17 protein-coding genes are annotated in these 20,119 nt (G+C 65.0%); 8 read left to right on the top strand and 9 right to left on the bottom strand.

Going from position 1 to position 20,119, the window contains the following annotated elements:
* Positions 1-85 precede the first annotated feature (85 nt).
* From rsmA to ACHAC9_RS20445, 4 genes are all read right to left on the bottom strand, one after another.
* Positions 86-862: a 16S rRNA (adenine(1518)-N(6)/adenine(1519)-N(6))-dimethyltransferase RsmA gene (gene rsmA / locus ACHAC9_RS20460; protein ID WP_435762821.1), complete on the bottom strand. Its 777-nt coding sequence runs from the start codon at positions 860-862 to the stop codon at positions 86-88.
* A gap of 17 nt (positions 863-879) precedes the next feature.
* Entirely contained in the window at positions 880-1,935 is a 1,056-nt protein-coding gene (gene pdxA, locus ACHAC9_RS20455; protein ID WP_435762819.1) for a 4-hydroxythreonine-4-phosphate dehydrogenase PdxA, read from the bottom strand.
* 4 nt (positions 1,936-1,939) lie between these two features.
* Positions 1,940-3,373, bottom strand: a complete 1,434-nt coding sequence (locus tag ACHAC9_RS20450) for a peptidylprolyl isomerase (RefSeq protein ID WP_435762816.1) — start codon at positions 3,371-3,373, stop codon at positions 1,940-1,942.
* Between the two features lie 74 nt (positions 3,374-3,447).
* Positions 3,448-5,670, bottom strand: coding sequence for an LPS-assembly protein LptD (locus ACHAC9_RS20445; RefSeq protein ID WP_435762814.1), 2,223 nt, complete (start codon positions 5,668-5,670; stop codon positions 3,448-3,450).
* Between the two features lie 95 nt (positions 5,671-5,765).
* Between ACHAC9_RS20445 and ACHAC9_RS20440 the strand changes: the two genes are divergently transcribed.
* Genes ACHAC9_RS20440 through ACHAC9_RS20425 form a run of 4 tightly spaced genes read left to right on the top strand, consistent with a single transcriptional unit; the run spans position 5,766 to position 10,084 of the window.
* Positions 5,766-6,824, top strand: coding sequence for an aminoglycoside phosphotransferase family protein (locus ACHAC9_RS20440; protein WP_435762811.1), 1,059 nt, complete (start codon positions 5,766-5,768; stop codon positions 6,822-6,824).
* Between the two features lie 19 nt (positions 6,825-6,843).
* Entirely contained in the window at positions 6,844-7,563 is a 720-nt protein-coding gene (murU, locus tag ACHAC9_RS20435) for an N-acetylmuramate alpha-1-phosphate uridylyltransferase MurU (RefSeq protein ID WP_435762809.1), read from the top strand.
* A complete protein-coding gene (locus tag ACHAC9_RS20430; RefSeq protein ID WP_435762806.1) occupies positions 7,560-8,891 on the top strand; it encodes an aminopeptidase P N-terminal domain-containing protein in 1,332 nt (443 codons plus the stop codon). Before murU ends, ACHAC9_RS20430 begins: the two co-directional genes overlap by 4 nt.
* Complete coding sequence (locus tag ACHAC9_RS20425; protein ID WP_435762803.1) at positions 8,888-10,084, top strand: FAD-dependent monooxygenase; 1,197 nt, start codon at positions 8,888-8,890, stop codon at positions 10,082-10,084. Before ACHAC9_RS20430 ends, ACHAC9_RS20425 begins: the two co-directional genes overlap by 4 nt.
* Positions 10,085-10,121: 37 nt before the next feature.
* Here ACHAC9_RS20425 and ACHAC9_RS20420 read toward each other — a convergent pair whose 3' ends face one another.
* Genes ACHAC9_RS20420 through ACHAC9_RS20410 form a run of 3 tightly spaced genes read right to left on the bottom strand, consistent with a single transcriptional unit; the run spans position 10,122 to position 13,061 of the window.
* Positions 10,122-11,597, bottom strand: coding sequence for an NAD(P)(+) transhydrogenase (Re/Si-specific) subunit beta (locus ACHAC9_RS20420; protein ID WP_435762801.1), 1,476 nt, complete (start codon positions 11,595-11,597; stop codon positions 10,122-10,124).
* Complete coding sequence (locus tag ACHAC9_RS20415; protein WP_435762799.1) at positions 11,594-11,938, bottom strand: NAD(P) transhydrogenase subunit alpha; 345 nt, start codon at positions 11,936-11,938, stop codon at positions 11,594-11,596. The genes ACHAC9_RS20420 and ACHAC9_RS20415 overlap by 4 nt, the downstream gene beginning before the upstream one ends.
* Before the next feature lie 10 nt (positions 11,939-11,948).
* Positions 11,949-13,061 (bottom strand): Re/Si-specific NAD(P)(+) transhydrogenase subunit alpha, encoded by a 1,113-nt coding sequence (locus ACHAC9_RS20410; RefSeq protein WP_435762797.1) that lies wholly within the window; start codon positions 13,059-13,061, stop codon positions 11,949-11,951.
* Positions 13,062-13,306: 245 nt separating this feature from the next.
* On the opposite strand from ACHAC9_RS20410, the gene ACHAC9_RS20405 reads away from it, so the two are divergent.
* The 3 genes from ACHAC9_RS20405 (at position 13,307) to ACHAC9_RS20395 (ending at position 16,848) form a co-directional block, all read left to right on the top strand.
* Complete coding sequence (locus tag ACHAC9_RS20405) at positions 13,307-13,804, top strand: NUDIX hydrolase (RefSeq protein ID WP_435762794.1); 498 nt, start codon at positions 13,307-13,309, stop codon at positions 13,802-13,804.
* Position 13,805: 1 nt separating this feature from the next.
* On the top strand, positions 13,806-14,918 hold the full coding sequence (gene mnmA, locus ACHAC9_RS20400; protein WP_435762791.1) for a tRNA 2-thiouridine(34) synthase MnmA: 1,113 nt from the start codon (positions 13,806-13,808) through the stop codon (positions 14,916-14,918).
* 226 nt (positions 14,919-15,144) lie between these two features.
* A complete protein-coding gene (locus ACHAC9_RS20395) occupies positions 15,145-16,848 on the top strand; it encodes a methyl-accepting chemotaxis protein (protein WP_435762789.1) in 1,704 nt (567 codons plus the stop codon).
* Positions 16,849-16,956: 108 nt separating this feature from the next.
* Here ACHAC9_RS20395 and ACHAC9_RS20390 read toward each other — a convergent pair whose 3' ends face one another.
* The gene (locus tag ACHAC9_RS20390) at positions 16,957-18,771 is read right to left on the bottom strand and encodes a putative bifunctional diguanylate cyclase/phosphodiesterase (RefSeq protein ID WP_435762787.1); all 1,815 of its coding nucleotides are present in this window, start codon (positions 18,769-18,771) and stop codon (positions 16,957-16,959) included.
* A gap of 232 nt (positions 18,772-19,003) precedes the next feature.
* On the opposite strand from ACHAC9_RS20390, the gene ACHAC9_RS20385 reads away from it, so the two are divergent.
* Complete coding sequence (locus tag ACHAC9_RS20385) at positions 19,004-19,729, top strand: helix-turn-helix domain-containing protein (protein ID WP_435762784.1); 726 nt, start codon at positions 19,004-19,006, stop codon at positions 19,727-19,729.
* Here the strand turns inward: ACHAC9_RS20385 and ACHAC9_RS20380 are convergent.
* On the bottom strand, positions 19,726-20,109 hold the full coding sequence (locus ACHAC9_RS20380) for a response regulator (RefSeq protein ID WP_435762782.1): 384 nt from the start codon (positions 20,107-20,109) through the stop codon (positions 19,726-19,728). The two genes, ACHAC9_RS20385 and ACHAC9_RS20380, sit on opposite strands and share 4 nt — an antisense overlap.
* Positions 20,110-20,119: the final 10 nt, after the last annotated feature.

The following is a 20,119-nucleotide window of genomic DNA, read 5'->3' as shown; positions in this document are numbered from 1 at the left end:
TGCGCTGCGGCACGGATGAGGCGGGGAAGGCAGGACGCGGCGCTGGGGCCGCGTTCGTGGTGGCTGGCGCCGGGACGCCGCCGGCTTACAGGGGCTTGAGGATGTTCGACAACGCGACGTACTGCTCCAGGCTGACGTTTTCAGGCCGCACGCCCGGATCGATGCCCGCTTCCAGCAGCTGGGCTTCGGTAAACATGCCGGCCACGCAATTGCGAATGACCTTGCGCCGCTGCGAGAACGCCTTTTGCACCACGGCCGACAGGGTCAAGCCGTCGACGGCGAGTTTATTCCGGGTCGGCACCATGCGTACGATGGCCGACTCGACCTGGGGCGGCGGATCGAAGGCGGTCGGCGGCACGATGAACATCAGCGACATGTCGTAGCGCCATTGCAGCATCACCGACAGGCGGCCATAGGCCTTGGTGCCGGGCTCGGCCACCATGCGCTCAACCACTTCCTTTTGCAGCATGAAATGCTGGTCCTCGACCAGGTGCGCAAAATCGGCCAGGTGGAACAGCAGCGGGCTCGAGATGTTGTACGGCAGGTTGCCGACAATGCGCAGCTTCTGCCCTTCCGGCACCGGGATGGACGCGTAATCGAATTTCAGGGCGTCGCCCGAGTGGATCGTGAGCTTTTCGCGCGGGTAGGCTTTTTCCAGGCGCGCCACCAGGTCGCGGTCGAGTTCGACCACGTGCATGTGGTCGAGTTGCTTGAGCAGCAGCGCGGTCATCGCCGCCAGGCCCGGTCCGATCTCGACCATCGCTTCGCCGCATTGCGGGTCGATCGCGTCGATGATGCTGTTCAAAACCAGCTTGTCGGTCAGGAAGTTCTGGCCGAAGCGCTTGCGTGCTACGTGTTTCATGCGTGCTTTCGTTGAATTTAGTTGGCGCGGCCGGCTTGACTGGCCATCACCATGCCCATGGCGGCGCGGATCGCCTCTTCCATGCTGCCGCAGTCGGCCAGCCCCAGGCCCTGCTCCGCCAAGTCGAGCGCGGTACCGTGGTCGACCGACGTCCGGATCAGGGGCAAGCCGAGCGTGACGTTGATGCCGCGCCCAAAAGTAGCGTGCTTGAGGACCGGCAGGCCCTGGTCGTGGTACATGGCGAGCACGCAGTCCGCGTCCTTCAGGTATTTCGGCTGGAACAGCGTATCGGCCGGATACGGCCCGCGTGCGTCGATGCCGCGCGCCTGCGCTGCCGCCAGGGCGGGCGCGATGACCTCGATTTCCTCGCGCCCCAGGTAGCCGTTTTCGCCGGCATGCGGGTTCAGGCCGGTGACCAGGATGCGCGGCGACGCGATGCCGAATTTGCCGCGCAGGTCGGCCTGCAGGATATCGAGCACCTGCCCCAGTCCGTCCTGCGTGATCGCGGCCGGCACGTCTTTCAAGGGTAAATGGGTGGTGGCCAGCGCGACCCGCAGGTAGGACTGGCCGGCCGCGGGCTGGCCGGCAAGCATCATGACGACCTTGGGCGTGCCGGTCTTTTCGGCCAGGTATTCGGTGTGTCCGGAAAAAGCGATGCCGGCCTCGTTGATCGTGCTCTTTTGCAGGGGCGCGGTGACGATGGCGTCGAACCAGCCGGCTCGGATACCCTCGAGCGCGAGGTCGAGCGTGGCAAGCACGGCGCGGCCGTTTTCCTTGTCCAGTTTGCCCGGCACGACGTGGGCGGCGAGCGGCACGTCGATCACAGCGATGCGCTCCGGGCCAAAATGCGGCAGGCCGCTATTTCTCAGCGCCTGGATCGACAGCGCCGCCAGGCGGATGTTCGGGTCGATCAGGCTGGCGGTGAGGGCCAGGAAGGCGGCGTCGCCGACCAGCACGCAGTTGGCCTGTTCGCGCAGCGCCCAGGCTGCGCGGATCGAGATTTCGGGCCCGATGCCGGCCGGCTCGCCGACGGTGAGCGCCAGCGTCGGGCGCACTGTCTGCGGCGCGGCCACGGTGTTACGCCTCCTCGCGGTACTCGACGTAGGCGCGGTCGCGCACTTCGCGCGCCCAGTCCTCGAAGGCTTCGCCGAGTTTGCGCTCGCGGATCACCTGGCGTGCGCGCAGGCGTTCTTTCTCCTTGCTCTGGTCTTCGGTCTTGCGCTCGAGGACTTCGATCAGGTGGAAACCGAAGGGCGACTCGACGATGTCGGACAGCTGGCCCGGTTTCAACGCATCCATCGCGCTGGCAAATTCCGGCACCACGTCTTCCGGGATGATCCAGCCCAGGTCGCCGCCCTTGACGGCCGTACCATCCTGGCCGTTCTGGCGTGCCATGTCCTCGAAACTCGCGGCCTTGCTCTCGATTTTTGCCCTGATCTCGGCCAGCTTGGCCTTCACTTGCGCTGCCGGCATCGCCGGCGTGGCCTTCATCAGGATCTGGCGTACGCGGGTCTGCTGGACCAATGCTGCCTGCGCGGCGGTCTGCTCCTGCGCCAGGCTGCGCTTGTCGACCATCTTGATGATGTAGAAGCCGGTACTGCTCTTGATGACCGGCGTGACCTGGCCCGGGCTGAGTTTGCGCAGCTGGTCGCCGATCAGCGGCGGCAGGCGGTCCGGATCGCGCCAGCCGATGGCGCCGCCCTTGAGCGCGTCGGGCGCGTCGGAATAGGTGGCGGCAATCTTGGCGAAATCGGCGCCGGTGCGCAGCTGGCGCATGACTTCGTCGGCGCGGGCGCGGCGGGCGGCGATCTGCTCGGGCGTGGCGTTGACCGGGATGCCGACCAGGATCTGGGCGATGTCCATCTCGACCTTCTCGGCCGCGGCGGCTTTTTCGCCGGCGAGATAAGTGTCGATTTCGGCGTCCGAGACCTGGATCTTGCTGTCGACCTCGTTCTCGCGCAGGCGCTGCAGCATGATCTCGTTGCGGATCTCTTCGCGGAACTGGGCGAAGGTCAGCCCCTCTTTTTCCATCTGGTTGCGCATGTCCTGCACCGACAACTTCTGGCCTTCGGCGATGCGGCCGATGGCGGCGTCGAGCTCGCGGTCGGCGACGCGCACGCCCATCTCCTTGGCCATCTGCAGCTGGGCGCGCTCGACGATCATCGATTCGACTACCTGGCGCTCGAGGTCGGCCTGCGGCGGCAGCTGGGCATTCTGGGAACGCAGGCGCTGCCCGATCTGGGCAACGCGGCCGCGCACTTCGTTGCGGGTGATGACCTCGTCGTTGACGACGACGCGGATCGAATCGATGACGTTGGCGCTGCTCGAGGCCGGCGGCAGGAAGCCACCGCCCGCAGTAGCAGGCGTACTGGCTGCGGCAGTGCCGGTGGCACTACCTGTGCTCGCCCCGGCCGGAGCAGGCTTCGCCCCTTGCGCAAGGGCGGCGTTGGCGGTGAGCGCGCACAGCAGCGCCGCTGCGAGCTTAAGGTGATGCAAACGGGTAGTACGCATAGTCTGGGAGGCACTCATTCAGGTCAAAAATCATCCATGGTTCTGGTCATGGGGCGCCCGGCGAGGGCGCCCGACTAGGGGCGGCCGACGTTGCTGTTGAGCCGCGTATAGCCGGGAATACTCTTGTAAAACGACTCCAGCGGGTTACCGAACCCGAGGCGCGACAGGCCGCTCAGCTCGAGCTGGAGGAACGCCGACGTCGAAGTCGCCTGGGCCGCCGTCACGAAGCGCTGCGCGCCCGCGCGGAAGATCCAGCAATCGGCCTTGTATTCGAGACCGACCAGGCTCTCGAGCACCTTGTGGTCGCGCAGGGAATAGCTCACGCGCCCCACACCATACCAACGCATCGACAAGGGCCACTGAGCCGACACGTCGGCATTGCGGAAGCTGTCGCGCACGTAGCGGTACTCGGCATTGAGCAACTTCATCGGCCCCGGCGTCCAGCGCACGCCATGGTTCTGGGCATACACGCTGCTGTTGGTCGCATCGTATTGTACGCTGCTGTCGAAGTTCCAGTTATTGATGATGCGGCCCGATGCCGCCAGCAGCAGGTCGGAGCGGCCCGTCCGGGGGCCGCCCGCCACGCGGCCCACGCGCGGTTCGTCGAAATAAAAGCGCTGGGCGATGGCCATGCGCAGGCGCTCGGCGCCGTCGGGCTCGATGTAGCGCGACACCAGGGCAGCGGTCAGCTGGTTCGCGTCGGAGACACGGTCGCCGCCGACGTAGCGGTTTTCGCTGAACAGCTGGGCATAGCTGAAGCCGGTTTCGGCCGTATCGAATATCGGGAAATCGTCCTGGTTCTTGTACGGCGTGCGCACGTAGAACAGGCGCGGCTCCAGGGTCTGGGTCGTGGCGCTGCCGAACAATTTTGTGTCGCGTTCGAACACCATGCCGCTGTCGACCGACAGGATCGGCAGCGTGCGCGACAGGTCGGTAGGACGCCCGGCATTGCTCTCCAGGCTGTACTTGGTCGCATGCAGCATCAGCTTGGGCGTGACGTAATAGCCCGGACGCACGAACGGATAGCTGACCTGGGACACGGCCAGCAGGCGGTTGCCGCTGTCGAAAGTCGGGTGCGCGAAGCGGGTCGCCTCGGCATCGATCGCCCAGTCGAAACCCTTGACGTCATAGCGGCCCGTATGGAAGCTCACTTGCGGCAGGCGGTCGTAGGGACGCGGGATCGCCAGCGCCGGATTGGCCACGGCCGCCGGTTCCTGCAGCACCTGGACGTTCTGCGCGCGCGCGGTCAGGCTCCAGTAGGGAGCGCTGTAGCTGGTGTACACATCGCGCATCAGCTGGCGCTCGGCACTCGTGGCCACGGTGGGCGAAAAGTCGCTCGGGTATTCGTCGTCCGACGCGCCGTGCAGGTTCCAGCCGTAGTTCCAGCCCGGCGCGAGCGTCTGGTTGTGGATCGAATCGAAACGCCAGCGGTTGGTCTTGGTGATGCGGTCGTGGAGCAAGCCTTCGACGTGGGTCTCGCCGGCATACGGGCCGCGCGCCGTTTCGCCGATGTAGCGGGCAGTCGCGCCCAGCTGCAGCCCGCGGTCGAACAGCATGCGCGGGTAGACCGTCAGGTCGCGGTTCGGTGCGATGTTGAAGTAGTACGGCACCATGATCCCGTACTTGCCCTTCGAGCCGGATTCGACGGTGGCCGGCAGCCAGCCCGAGCGGCGTGCGCCCGAGAGCGAGAACGACATCGCCGGCGTGCCGAGGATCGGCACGTCCTTGAAATAGATGATCGTCTTGCCGCCGGTGCCGACGTCGCGCCCCGAATCGAGGCGCAGCGTGCTCGCCTTCAGGTACCAGTCGGGGTTCGGCCCTTCGCAGGTGCTGTAGGTGCCGTCCTGGACCAGCGCTTCGGTCTCGCTGAGGAAGTCGATGCGGTCGGCACGGCCTTGCGCATTGTTCATCTGCAGCTTGTACTGCGGATTGAGCACCCAGCCGCGGCCGGTCGACATGTTCAGCTGCAGGGCATCGCCCTGGTAGCGGTCGCCGAAGCGCCACATGTTGACGTTGCCGTTGGCCGTGACTTCGTCCTCCACCAGCCGGTAGCAGGCAGTGTCGGCGGTCAGCTTCGACTGGCCGCGCGTGATATCGACGTTGCGCGCGAGATTGATCTCGCGGTCCGGACGGCCGCCGATCTCTTCGGCGCGCACGGTAACGGGAAGGTCTTGTTCGTTGGCAGGGGGCGTGGCCGGCGCAACTTGCGCATGCAAGGGCCCCGAGGCCACGGTGACGAGGGCGGACAAGGCAAATGCCCGCCGCCGTGGGAATGGTAGGGCCGTAAACCAGCTCATGGAATCTGTGGCTGCACCATAAAGGGCGATTTTTTGGGTTGAATCCCTTATTATATGGGAATTGCCCTCCTCAACCGGTTTTACCTGGACGCTTCATGTCTTCTCTGTATCAAAACTCCCCCACTTCCGCCGAGCAAGACGCGCGCCTCGCGCTCCTTACCGAATGGCTGAGCTCGCTTGACCTGGTGGAAACCGGTTCGCGCCGTCCGGCTTCGTCCGATGCGAGCTTCCGCCGTTACTTCCGCCTCGATGTGGTGCCGGCGCTACGCGCCAAGCTCGGCGACACCCTGATCGCGATGGACGCCCCGCCCGAACGCGAAAACGTGCCCGCCTTTATCCACGTGGCCGGCCTGCTGCTCGATGCCGGCGTCAGCGTGCCGGCGATCGTCGCGCGCGATGTCGAACGCGGCTTCCTGCTGCTGTCGGACCTCGGCACGACCACCTATCTGGCCCGCCTCGATGCCGACAACGCCGCCTTCATGTATTCGGATGCGGTCGACGCCCTGATCAAGTTCCAGCTGCACAGCCAGCCCGGCGTGCTGCCCGAGTTCGACCGCGCCTTTGTGCTGCGCGAGATGAACCTGTTCCCGGAATGGTTCGTCAGCCGCCACCTGGGCGTGACGCTGACCGATGCCCAGCAGGCCCAGTTGGACAAGGTCTTCGAGACGATCACCACTACCGTACTGGCGCAGCAGCAGGTATTCATGCACCGCGATTTCCACTCGCGTAACCTGATGTTCCTCGACCAGGGCAACCCGGGCGTGCTCGATTTCCAGGACGCAGTGTATGGCCCCATCACCTACGACCTCGGCTCGCTCCTGCGCGACGCCTATATTCAGTGGGACGAAGAGATCGTGCTGGACTGGGTGGTACGGTACTGGCAAAGCGCGAAGAAGGTCGGCCTGCCGGTCAATCCGGACATCGACGCCTTCTACCGCGACTTCGAATTCACGGCCCTGCAGCGTCACCTGAAAATCCTCGGCATCTTCTGCCGCCTGAACTACCGCGATGGCAAGGCCATCTACATGGGCGACCTGCCGACCGTGATGGATTACGTGCGCAAGACCGCCAACCGGTACACCGAACTCAAGCCCCTGATCCGCCTGCTCGACGCGTTCGAGGACAAGGCGCCGCAGGTCGGCTACACCTTCTGAGCGCATTGTCGAGAAGCCCATGAAAGCCATGATCCTCGCCGCCGGCCGCGGCGAACGCATGCGTCCGCTGACCGACGCCTGCCCGAAACCCCTGCTCAAGGTGCGCGGCCGTCCGCTCATCGCCTGGCACATCCTGAACCTGGTGCGTGCCGGGATTACGGAGATTGTCATCAACCATTCGCACCTCGGCCACATGCTCGAGGAAGCGCTGGACGACGGCAGCCAGTTTGGCGCGCGCATCGTGTATTCGCACGAGCCGACGCCGCTGGAAACGGCGGGCGGCATCGCCAACGCCCTGCACCTGCTGGGCGATGCGCCTTTCGTCGCGCTGTCGGGCGATATCTACGCGCCCTACTTCGACTTCACCCAGGTGTTCGACGCGCTGCCGGACAAGGACGCGATCGGGCAGCCGCTCGCGCTTGACCAACGCGACATCGCCTGGCTGTACCTGACGCCGAACCCGTGGCACAACATCGAGGGCGACTTCGGCCTGAACATGTACACACTGTCGAACGAGGGCGATCCAAAATGGAACTTCGGGAACATCGGTGTCTACCGCCCCGAGATGTTCGACGGCATCCAACCCGGCGAGTTCGTCAAGTTCGGTCCCCTGATGCGCAAATTCATCGCGCAAGGACACGTCGGCGGCGAAATCTACAACGGTCCCTGGGTCAATGTCGGGACCGTCGCCCAGCTCGAGGAACTGAACGCGCCGATGGCAAAAAGGATGGGGGCGTGAACCCGTACGCCGCCCGCCGCGCACGCCTGGCAGCAAGCATGGAACCGGGCGCGGTGGCGGTGCTGGCGACGGCGCCTGAAGTGGCGCGCAACAGCGACAGCGACTACCCCTATCGCCACGACAGCTATTTTTACTATCTGACCGGTTTCATGGAGCCGGAAAGCGTGCTCGTGATCGCCGCCGCCCACGGCGACACCCCGAGCCGTTCGGTGTTGTTCTGCCGCGAGAAAAACGTCGAGCGCGAGACCTGGGATGGTTTTCGCTATGGCCCACCGGCCGCGCGCGAGGCCTTCGGTGTCGACGAGGCTTACCCGATTGGCGAACTCGACGCGCAGATGGCGCGCCTGCTGGCCGATGTCCCCGCTCTTTACTATGCGCTCGCCCACAACGCTTCGTTCGACGCCCGGGTCGCGGGATGGATCAAGGCCGTGCGGGCCCAGTCGCGCAGCGGCGTGACGGCGCCTGCGCGCACCCATCACCTGCTGGCGCTGCTCGACGAGATGCGCCTGTTAAAAGACGAGACCGAGCAAGGCCTGATGCTGCGCGCCGCCACGGTCTCGGGCGGCGCCCACGTGCGCGCCATGCGCGCCGCCCGGCCCGGCATGTTCGAGTACGAGCTCGAGGCCGAGCTGCTCTACGCCTTCCGCAAGAGCGGCGCCCAGTTCCCGGCCTATTCGCCGATCGTCGCCGGCGGCGCGAATGCCTGCATCCTGCACTACAGCGCCAACAATGCACAGCTGCTTGAGGGTGACCTGGTCCTGATCGACGCCGGCTGCGAATTCGACAGCTACGCCGCCGACATCACGCGCACCTTCCCGGTCAATGGCCGATTTTCCGAACCACAGAAGCTGTTGTATGAACTGGTGCTGCGCGCGCAAGGCGCGGCCTTGGCGGCGATCGTGCCGGGCCGTCCGTACAGCGAGGTGCACGCGGCGGCCCTGAACGTGCTGGCCGAAGGCATGCTCGAGCTCAAGCTGCTCGACAAAGCCAAATATGGCAGCGTCGACAACGTGCTGGCCGAGCGCGCCTATACGCCCTTCTACATGCACGGCACCGGCCACTGGCTGGGACTCGACGTGCACGACACCGGCAGCTACCGCGACATCAACGCCGAGGGCAAGCCGTCGCGTCCCCTGGTGCCGGGCATGGCGCTCACGGTCGAACCTGGCATCTATGTCCGGCCCGGTCCAGGTGTGCCGGAACACTTCTGGAACATCGGCATCCGGATCGAGGACGATGTCATCGTGGGAGAGCGTGGCGCGCGCGTGCTCTCGGGAGCGGCACCGAAGACGGTGCAGGAGATCGAAACTTTGATGGCGAAGCGATGATGGAACAGCGAAGGGACAGTGAGCAGGATAATGTCGACGTGGCGATTTGCGGCGCCGGCCCGGTGGGACTGGCACTGGCTGCCCTGCTGGTGCGGCGCGGTATCGCCCCTTCGCGCATCGCGCTGATCGATGCGCGCGCGCTCGGTCAATCGATCTCGGATCCACGCTCGATCGCGCTGGCCTGGGGCAGCCGCATGCTGCTCGAGGAAGTGGGCGCCTGGCCGCTCCCTGCCACGCCGATCCATACCATCCACGTCTCGCGCCGCGGCGCCTTTGGCCGCAGCCTGCTCGATCGCGCCGAACACAAGCTCGATGCGCTCGGCTACGTGACGCGCTACGGCGACGTCGTCGATGCGCTGGCGCGCGTGGTCGAGCGCGCAGGCGTGCAGGTGATCCGCCCGGCGCGCGTGGCCACGCTCGATGAATCGTCAGACCATGTGGCCCTCATGCTCGACGACGGCCGCACGATCACGGCGCAGGTCGCGGTCGGCGCTGAAGGCGGCGTGTTCGGCCAGCAGGAAGACAAGCGGCAAACGCGCGATTACGGTCAAAGCGCCGTGATCGCGCGCGTGTCCGCCAGCACGCCGATTGCGCACCGCGCCTTCGAGCGTTTCACCGACGAAGGACCGCTCGCCTTGTTGCCGCAGGATGGCGCCGACGGATTTCAATATGCGCTGGTCTGGTGTGTGAAACCCGAACGTGCCGAAGCGCTGCAGGCGATGGAAGAACAACGGTTCCTGCATGAACTGGGCGAGGCCTTCGGCGGCCGGCTGGGAAGATTCGTCAAGGTGTCGGCGCGCCTGGCCTATCCGCTTGGCCTGAATGCGCAGCCGCACGCCACCACGCGCACAGTCGCCATCGGGAATGCGGCGCAAACGCTGCACCCGGTAGCCGGACAAGGCCTGAATCTCGGCCTGCGCGACGCCGCCGTACTGGCGCGCTTGCTGGCGCGCTGCCCGGGACCGGAAGGCGTCAGTCGCTTCCTCGGCGAACGTGCCCAGGACCGGCAGCTGACGATCGCCCTGACCGACGCCATGGCGCGCGCCTTTGTCGGAGGCGGGCCCTTGCAATCGGTACTCGGACTGGGACTGGCGGCGCTGGACGCGGTCAAGCCGGCGCGCACGCTGCTGGGAGAAATGATGATGTACGGGCGGCGCGGCGGATCGGCGCTGCTGCCGCATCGGCAGGAATAACCCGCGGCGGCCGTGCGCCGCGGGCCGATGCCATTCCTTAATCGACCGCCTTCACCATCGACTCGATCACCTTCTTCGCGTCGCCGAACACCATCATCGTGTTCGGCATGTAGAACAAATCGTTGTCCAGGCCCGCATAGCCCGAGGCCATCGAGCGCTTGTTGACGATGACGCTTTTCGCCTTGTACGCTTCCAGGATCGGCATGCCGGCGATCGCCGACTTCGGATCCTTGGCCGCCGGGTTCACCACGTCGTTCGCGCCGAGCACCAGCACGACGTCGGTCTGGCCGAATTCGCCGTTGATGTCTTCCATCTCGGCCACCTGGTCGTAGGGTACTTCGGCTTCGGCCAGCAGCACGTTCATGTGGCCCGGCATGCGCCCCGCCACCGGGTGGATCGCATAGCGCACGTGCACGCCATGGGCGGTCAGCTTGTCGACCAGCTCTTTTACGGAGTGCTGGGCACGCGCCACGGCCAGGCCGTAGCCGGGCACGATGATGACCGATTCGGCATTCTGCAGGATGAAGGCGGCGTCTTCGGCCGAGCCGGATTTGACCGGGCGCTGTTCCTGGGTGCCGCTTGCGGCGGCGACTGCTTCGCCGCCGAAGCCGCCCAGGATCACGTTGAAGAACGAGCGGTTCATCGCCTTGCACATGATGTACGAGAGGATGGCGCCGGAAGAACCGACGAGCGAACCGGCGATGATCAGCATCGAATTGTTCAGCGAGAAGCCGATGCCGGCCGCGGCCCAGCCCGAATACGAGTTGAGCATCGACACCACCACCGGCATGTCGGCGCCGCCGATCGGGATAATGATGAGTACCCCGAGAATGAAGGCCAGTGCGGTCATGATGACGAACGGCGTCCAGGCCGGCTCGACCGCATCCGAGAAGCAGAATACGAGGCCCAGCGCGATGAGCGCGATCGCGATGATCAGGTTCAGGATGTGCTGGCCGGCGAAGCGCACCGGCGCGCCCTGGAACAGGCGGAATTTATATTTGCCCGAGAGTTTGCCGAACGCGATCACGGAACCGGAGAAGGTCACCGCGCCTACAAAAGTACCGATGAACAGTTCCAGCCGGTTCCCGAAGGGCAGCGCGCCGCCGCGCTCGGCGATATTGAAGGCCCAGGGTTCGGACACGGCCGCCACCGCGATGCAGACCGCAGCCAAACCAATGAGCGAGTGCATGGCCGCGACCAGTTCCGGCATCTTGGTCATCTCGACCTTCTTTGCCGCATAGGTGCCGATCGCCCCGCCGACGACCACGCCGAGCAGCACCAGCGGGAAGCCCATGCCTCCGCTGTCGCCGCTGCGGGCAGCCTCCGCGAACTCGGCCTGCATTTTAAAGATCAAGGCGATGGTGGTGACGACCGCGATCGCCATGCCGGCCATCCCGAAAGTATTGCCCATGCGCGCCGACGACGGCGACGACAGCCCTTTCAACGCCTGGATGAAGCAGACCGACGCCACCAGATAGAGCAGCGTGACCACGTTCATGCTGATGTAATTCATGCAGCCTCCTTGTTCGCAGCCGCTTTCGACGCCGCCGCATCGGCGGCCCGTTTCGGCTCCTTCTTCTTGAACATCTCGAGCATGCGCTGGGTGACCAGGAAGCCGCCGAACACATTCACGGCGGCCAGCGCGACGGCGACTGTACCCATGGTCTGGCCGAGTACCCCTTCGGTGAGGCCGGCGGCAAGCATGGCGCCGACGATGATGATCGCGGAAATGGCGTTGGTGACCGCCATCAGCGGCGTGTGCAGCGCCGGGGTGACGGTCCAGACGACGTGGTAGCCGACGTAGATGGCCAGCACGAAGATGATCAGGTTGATGATGGTGTGGCTGATTTCCATGCCGGTCTCCTTATGTGCGCAACGTTTCGCCGTCATGGCAGAGCAGCGTGGCGCGCACGATCTCGTCCTCGCGGTCGATGGTGAACTTGTCGTCCTTGTCGAAGACGAGTTTTAAAAAGTCGAGCACGTTGCGCGCGTACAGCGCCGAGGCGTCGGCCGCGACCAGCGCGGCCAGGTTCGGTTCGCCGATGATATACACGCCATGCTTGACGACCGTCTTGCCCAGTTCCGTGAGCGGGCAGTTGCCGCCCTGCTCGATCGCCATGTCGACGATCACGGAACCCGGTTTCATGGCCATCACCGTCTCCTCGCGGATCAGGATCGGCGCCGCGCGTCCGGGGATCAGGGCGGTGGTGATGATGATGTCGGCCAGCTTCGCCCGTTCGTGCACCAGTTCTCCCTGGCGCCGCATCCAGTCGGCCGGCATCGAACGCGCATAGCCGCCCGCTCCCACCGCGATCTCGCGCTCTTCATCGGTAATGAAGGGGACGTCGATGAACTTGGCGCCGAGCGACTCGACCTGCTCTTTCACGGGCGGACGCACGTCGGACGCCTCGATCACCGCGCCCAGGCGTTTCGCCGTGGCGATCGCCTGCAGGCCGGCCACGCCGACGCCCATGATCAGGACGCGCGCGGCTTTTACCGTGCCGGCGGCGGTCATCAGCATCGGCATGAAGCGCTGGTAGGTGTTCGCAGCGAGCATCACGGCTTTGTAGCCGGCGATGTTCGCCTGCGAGGACAGCACGTCCATCGACTGCGCACGGCTGATGCGTGGCGCCGCTTCCAGCGCGAAGGCCGTCAGCCTGCTCGCTGCCATCGCGGCGATGGTGTCGTTATCAAAAGGGTTCAGCATGCCGACCACGACCGTGCCGGGGCGCATGCGCGAGCGTTCAAGCTCGTTCGGGGCGCGCACTTTGAGGACCATGTCGGCGCCAAAGGCGTCGTCCGCGCTGCCAAGGGTGGCGCCGGCGGCGGCATAGGCCTCGTCGGTGACGGCGGCATGCAGGCCGGCCCCGGACTGCACCACGACCTGGTGTTTGGAAGCCAGTTTTTTCACTGTTTCCGGAGTTGCCGCTACGCGGGTCTCGCCCGGCCGTGTTTCGGCCGGAATGCCGATTCTCATGCATCCTCCTTCATGTTGTGTTCTGTTCGCAATCTACCACGGAAACATGGCTCTTTTGTCATTCCTCGCACCAAGCTCTGCCAAGGGTATGCTTTACGGGCGAATACGATACAGCCCAGGCACGATGCCCCGTTTTTTTGTATCAAATCGCCGCAATCGAGGCTTTTTTGTTGCACTGCACAGGTACTTGCAAGCAACCCTTTGCGCACCGCTGTAGAATATCGGCTCATTTGTCGAGGAAGCGCATGACCCATACCTTCAGACCGTCAGTCACCGTTGCCGCCATCATCGAACGGGATGGCCGTTTCCTCCTGATCGAGGAAGAGACGAGCGAAGGCATCAAGCTGAACCAGCCGGCCGGCCACCTGGACCCGGGCGAGTCGCTCGAGCAAGCGGTCATGCGCGAATCGATCGAAGAGACGGCGCACGAATTCATCCCGACAGGGCTGGTCGGCATGTACATGTCGCGTTATTACTCGCGCTCGCGCAATGCCGACATCACGTATTTGCGCTTCACCTTCTGCGGCATGGCCGGCAAGCAGTTCGATCAACCGCTCGACGACGGCATCCTGCGCACCCTCTGGATGACGCGCGACGAGATCGCCGCATCGAGCGAGCGCCATCGCAGCCCGATCGTGCTGCAGTGTGTGGACGATTACCTGGCTGGCCGGCGCACCGACCTGGGCCTGCTGTACACCCACCCGTCGGTGTTCGAAGACAATCTGACAACGGACCGGACGTAACATGAGCAAGAAAAAAGTCGTGATCGGGATGTCGGGCGGCGTCGACTCCTCGGTCGCGGCCTGGATGCTGAAGGAACAAGGCTACGACGTGGTCGGCCTGTTCATGAAGAACTGGGAAGACGACGACGATTCCGAATACTGCTCGACGCGCCAGGACTGGATCGACGCGGCCAGCGTGGCCGACGTGGTCGGGGTCGACATCGAAGCGGTGAACTTCGCCGCCGAATACAAGGACCGCGTGTTCGCCGACTTCCTGCGCGAATACCAGGCCGGCCGCACGCCGAACCCGGACGTCCTCTGTAATGCCGAGATCAAGTTCAAGGCCTTCCTGGATCACGCGATGAAGCTCGGCGCCGACCTGATCGCCACCGGCCACTACGCGCGCGTGCGCGAAAATGGCGCCGGCAAGTTTGAGTTATTAAAGGCGTTCGACCACACCAAGGACCAGAGCTATTTCCTGCACCGCCTGAACCAGGCGCAGCTGTCGAAATCGCTGTTCCCCCTCGGCGAGATTCCAAAGACCGAGGTGCGCCAGATCGCCGAAAAATTACAACTGCCGAACGCGGCGAAGAAGGATTCGACCGGCATCTGTTTTATCGGCGAGCGCCCGTTTCGCGATTTTTTGAACCGTTACCTGTCGCACCAGCCGGGCCCGATGAAGCTCGATAACGGGCAGACCGTGGGCGAACACATCGGCCTGTCGTTCTACACGCTGGGCCAACGTAAAGGCATCGGCATCGGCGGTTTGAAATCGCACCGCAATAGCGACGGCACGAGCGAGCCCTGGTTCGTGGCGCGCAAGGATATCGCGAACAACACGCTCTACATCGTGCAGGGCCACGACCATCCGTGGCTCTTGTCGGCCCGGCTCGAAGCGGGTCAGGCCAGCTGGGTCGCGGGCGAGCCGCCAGCCCCCGGCCCGCTCTCGGCCAAGACGCGCTACCGCCAGCTTGATGTCGGCTGCACGGTCGCCGCCGATGGGCCCGAACGCTTCGCACTCGATTTTCTGGAGCCGCAATGGGCGGTCACGCCCGGCCAGTCGGCCGTGCTGTACGACGGCGACATCTGCCTCGGTGGCGGCATCATCGATGGCGCCAGCGCGGTGCCCGGCTAGTCGCAAGCGCGCACGAAACAAAGGGTCGGCACTGCCGGCCCTTTTTTTATGGCCAGCGTGCACCGTTGGCGCGTGCGCAACACACATCATTAAAATCGGCAAATTTTTAGGCGCATCTGTTGAGTTTCTACAAAGAATTACGTTAATCTAGTTGCCTTGAGGAAAAATACGAACGGGGCGACCTTTCCTGCTCCTGCCCCAATATAACCACTAGAAAATGTCAATCATGAACATCTCGAATCTGCGCGTCAGGACCCGGCTCTTCGCCGGCTTCGGTATCCTGTGTACCCTCCTGCTCGTCGTTGTGCTGTTCGGCACCACCATGCTGGCCCGGATCAATGCCGGCACGGACGTCATCGTGAACAACTACATGCCAAAGATCGAGGCGTCGAACGAGACGCTCATGCAGGTCAATGCGATCTCGATCGCGCTGCGCAACATGATGCTGAGCAGCGATGCGGCCGACCGCAAGGCGCAGGCAGCCGACATCAAACAAGCCCGCGCGGCGATTGCGCAGATCACGGCGAAGCTCCAGCAGGCCATCGTCAGCGCAGAAGGCAAGGCACTGCTGCGCCAGAGCCAGGAATACAATGTCAAAGCCATCGCCGCACAGGACGAACTGCTGCGCCGTATCGGCGCGGACGACATCGCCGGAGCCTCGGGCTATCTGACTGCCCAATATCGCCCGCTGCTGAGCGACTACCGCAAGGTACTCGGCGCCCAGAGCAAGCTGCAGCACGACCTTGCCGACAAGGCCGTGGTCAATTCCAGGCAGACCTACGACAACACGGTCAGGTCGATGATTGGTCTTTCCGCCGCGATCCTGGCGCTGGCAGCCTTCATCGCCTGGCGCATCACGGCCTCGATCACGGTGCCTGTCGCGCGTGCCCTGGCGATTGCCGAGACGGTGGCCGCCGGCGACCTGACCAGCCGGATCGATGTGACCACGACCGACGAGCTGGGCCAGCTGCTGGGCGCGCTCAGGAAAATGAACGACAGCCTGGCGACGACCGTATCGACGGTGCGCAACGGCACCGACCTGATCGCTTCAGCCTCGTCCCAGGTGGCGGCGGGCAGTCTCGACCTCTCGAGCCGCACCGAAGAGCAAGCCAGTGCCCTCGAGGAAACCGCGTCGTCGATGGAAGAACTGACCTCGACCGTGAAGCAGAATGCGGAAAACGCACGCCAGGCCACCACGCTGGCAGCGACCGCATCGACGGTCGCCGAGCGCGGCGGTGACGTGGTCAGGCAGGTGGTCGGCACGATGGAAGCGATCAACGCGTCGTCCAGCCGCATCGCCGACATCATCGGTGTCATCGACAGCATCGCCTTCCAGACCAATATCCTCGCGCTGAACGCGGCCGTGGAAGCGGCGCGCGCCGGCGAACAGGGACGCGGCTTTGCCGTCGTCGCCAGCGAAGTGCGCAACCTGGCACAGCGCTCGGCGGCCGCGGCGAAAGACATCAAGGGTCTGATCATCGACTCGAACAGCAAGGTCGGCGACGGCAGCCGCTTGGTCGGCGAAGCCGGTCAGACGATGACGGAAATCGTCACCAGCATCCGCCGCGTCACCGACATCATGGGCGAGATCAGTGCCGCCAGCCGCGAGCAGAGCGCCGGTATCGAGCAGATCAACCAGGCCGTCACCCAGATGGACCAGGGGACCCAGCAGAACGCCGCCCTGGTCGAGGAAACCTCGGCCGCGGCCGACGCCATGCGCAGCCAGGCGGCGGCGCTGGCCGCCACGGTTGCCGTATTCCGCATCGGCGCCGAGGCCCGGCCGGCAGCGCTTGCGGCTGTAACCGGCGCGCCGCGCCTGGCGACACCGGCGCCCGCGCGCGCTGCCGTGAAGGCAAAGGCGAAGCTGGAGACTGCGCCGCGCAAGGCGCAGCTGGCAGGCGCCGGAGCCGATAGCTGGGAAGAGTTCTGATACGCTGAAGCCGGTGCCGCTCCATGCGGCACCGATCCGGCAGAAATCCGGATGAAAAACGGCGCAGCGGTTTCCCGATGCGCCGCCTTCACTCAACCGGCCCGCCCCTCAGGCATAGGCCGACTGCGCCTCCTGGCGCGCCATGCGCGGACGCGCCAGCGTCCATTCGGCGCAGATCCACTCCTCGAACTGCTCAGGTGCCATCGGGCGCGCGTACAGGTAGCCCTGCACCTGGTCGCAGCCGGCACTGGCGAGAAAACGGGCCACCGGCGCCGTTTCGACGCCCTCGGCCACGACCAGCTGGCCGAGCTCGTGCGAGAGCTTGATCATGGTCGCCACCAGGGAGCGCTTGCGCTCATCGAGGTCGAGGTCGCGCATGAAACTCTGGTCGATCTTGACCACTTTGGCCGGCACGCTCTGCAAGTAAGCCAGGCTGCTGTAGCCGGTGCCGAAATCGTCGATCGCCAACTGCACGCCGGCGGCAGCCAGGGCCTCGAGCGTAGTGGCAGCCAGCGTGCGGTTCGACATCAGCGCGCTCTCCGTGATTTCGATGGCCAGCGCGCCCGGCGCCAGGCCGTACGCACGCAGGCGCGCCAGCACGTGGGCGCAGAAATCCGGTTCCAGCAGATTCACCGCCGACACATTGACTGCCAGCTGCGTCACCAGGCCGGCCTGCTGCCAGCTGGCGAGTTGACCCAGCGCGCGCTCGAGTACCCAGCGCGTGGTCGGGCGCGCCAGCGAGGTCTGTTCGATCACGGGGATGAATTCGCCGGGCGCGATGTCGCCCAGGGTCGGATGGCGCCAGCGCAGGAGCGCCTCGGCGCCGACGCAGCGGCCGGTTCCCATTTCGATCTTCGGTTGGAACACCAGGCGCAGCTGGCTGTCGTCCTCGAGCGCGGCGCCGAAGTCGTTGGCGACCCGGAAACGGCGCATAAAGACGGCGTTCTGCTCGGCCGAAAAAACACGCACGCGGTGCGCGCCTTCGATGGCGTCATGCGCGGCGCTGTACATGTCGCGCAGCAGGTCGAACGGGTCGGCCTGGCCGGTCGCGAACGGGGCTACCCCGACCGTGGCGGTAGTGACGAAACGCGCGGTGGTGGTACCGGCGCGCAGCGCGACCCAGGCACCGAGCCAGTCGCAAAAGCGCGCCGCGTCCGCGCCTGGCTCGGCCAGGAAGGCGAACTGGAACGGCGCCACGTGGTACAGCTTGCGCGCGGGGCCGAGCGCGCCGCGCAGCATGCGCGCCGCCTCGCAGACGATGTCGTCGACGAAGCCGGCGCCCATCGCGCGCACCGCGCTGTCCATCTGCTCGGGGGTGGCCAGGTTCACCAGCGCGGCCAGGCGTGCTTCGCCACCCGGACGGTCGAGGGCAAGGTCACGCAGGTCGTCGACGAACTGGTGGCGGTTCGGGACGCCGCTGAGCGGATCGATGCGGCCGATCGCGTGCTGCAGTTCGATCTGGGCCATGACCATCGCAGCCAGGTCGGTCAGGCCGGTCCGTTCGGTGGCGCTGATCGTGCGTGCTTCGGTGCCGAGCACGCACATCGCGCCCAGGCAGTGGCCGTCGCGCGTGAGCAGCGGCGCGCCGGCATAGAAGCGCACACCACGCGCGGCAAGATGGCTGTCGCGGTAAAACTCGTCGGCCAGCAGGTCGGGAATGACCAGCATGCTGCGCGTATCGGCCACTTGCCCGCAAGGCGCCTTCTCGCGCGGGATCGAACGATGGTCGACGCCGACACGCGACTTGAACCACTGGCGGTCGATATCGGTGAGCGACACCGCCGCCACCGGCAGGCCGAACAACTGGGCAGCCATCCGCGTGATGCGGTCGAATGCCTCGTTGGGAGGCGTGTCGAGCAGGTCCAGCTTGCGCAGGGCGTCGAGACGGGCTGCTTCGCGCTGGGCCGGCGGGTGTTGACTCATGGTGTGGTGGTCCTCGCCGGCAGCTGCCGCCGATATGACGAAAATAATGATTTATTCATTGTGATCGTCATATTTCCGTGCGTCAACTAAATTCGCGCGTTTCCCTCTGTAAGTACGGCCTTTTGTGGTGAAGAAATCAAATTTATGTTGTATCAAGTCGTCAATTTCGGCATTTTATTCGACGGCTACAGTAGAATGCCGATCAGTTATTGCTTAAATGGAATAAATAATCATGATGTCAACTGCCCTTGCCGATGAAGACGATCCGATTCTCACGACACGCGAGGCAGCCAGGCTGCTTGGCATTGCCGTGAGCACGGCACAGCAATGGATCGAGAATGGGGTGCTGCCTGCCTGGAAGACGCCGGGTGGCCACCGGCGCGTGCGCCTTTCCGACGTCAGCGCCTTGCTGCGGGAACGATCGAGCATGGGGGCGGGGGCTGCCGGCGCCGACCCGGACGATTTCCTGCCCGATGCCGCTTGCGCCCTGCCCGGCCAGGAACATGCGCGTCTGCTGGCGCTGCGCGCGACGGGTCTGGTCGACAGCGAAACGGAAGCCGTGTTCGATCGCCTGACCTGGCTCGCCACCCAGGTCACCGATTGTCCGATCGCGCTGCTCTCCCTGGTGACGGGGCGCCGCCTGTGGCTCAAGTCGCGCATCGGCATCAGCGTGCCGCAGGCCCCACGCGAGGATGCCTTTTGCAGCCATACGATCGGCCAGGACGGGCCGCTGGTCGTGCCCGACGCCCTGCTCGACACGCGCTTTCGGCACAACCCGCTGGTACTGGGCGAACCGCATTTGCGTTTTTATGCGGGCTTTCCGCTGATCGACGACCAAGGTTTCAAGCTCGGCGCCCTGTGCGTGATGGACAGCGAGCCGCGCCGCTTGCGCGAGCGCGAAATGCGGGCCCTGGGCGAGTTGACGGCAATCGCGGCCGAGGAGATCAGGCGCCGTTAGCCGGCTTGCTGCTTGCGCACCACCGCGATGACGGTATTCCGGATGGTTTTCAGGACCGCGTCGGCCTTGAACGGTTTGACGATGAAGCCGTGCACGCCGCGTGCCAGCGCAGCTTCGATGGTGGGTGCGTCGAGCGTGCCCGAGACCATGAAGACCAGCGTTTTCGGCAGGTTCGCGCGCAGCTGTTCGACAATCCCGCTGCCATCCTCGACCTGCTCGCGCGCGATGCACATGATCTGCGGCCGGAATTTATTCGCCAGCACCAGCGCGCCCTGGCCGGTATGGGTTTGCCCGAGCACCTCGTAGCCGCCATCGGTGAGCACGGTATTCAATAAACCGCGCGCGACGGCGTTCGAATCGACTAGTACTGCTTTGAGCATCGTCCGGTCC

The organism is Massilia sp. CMS3.1, assembly GCF_051262535.1.
Taxonomy (GTDB): domain Bacteria; phylum Pseudomonadota; class Gammaproteobacteria; order Burkholderiales; family Burkholderiaceae_D; genus Telluria.
The sequence above is the reverse complement of the archived record's forward strand: the minus strand, read 5'-3'. Positions and strand labels throughout refer to the sequence as shown.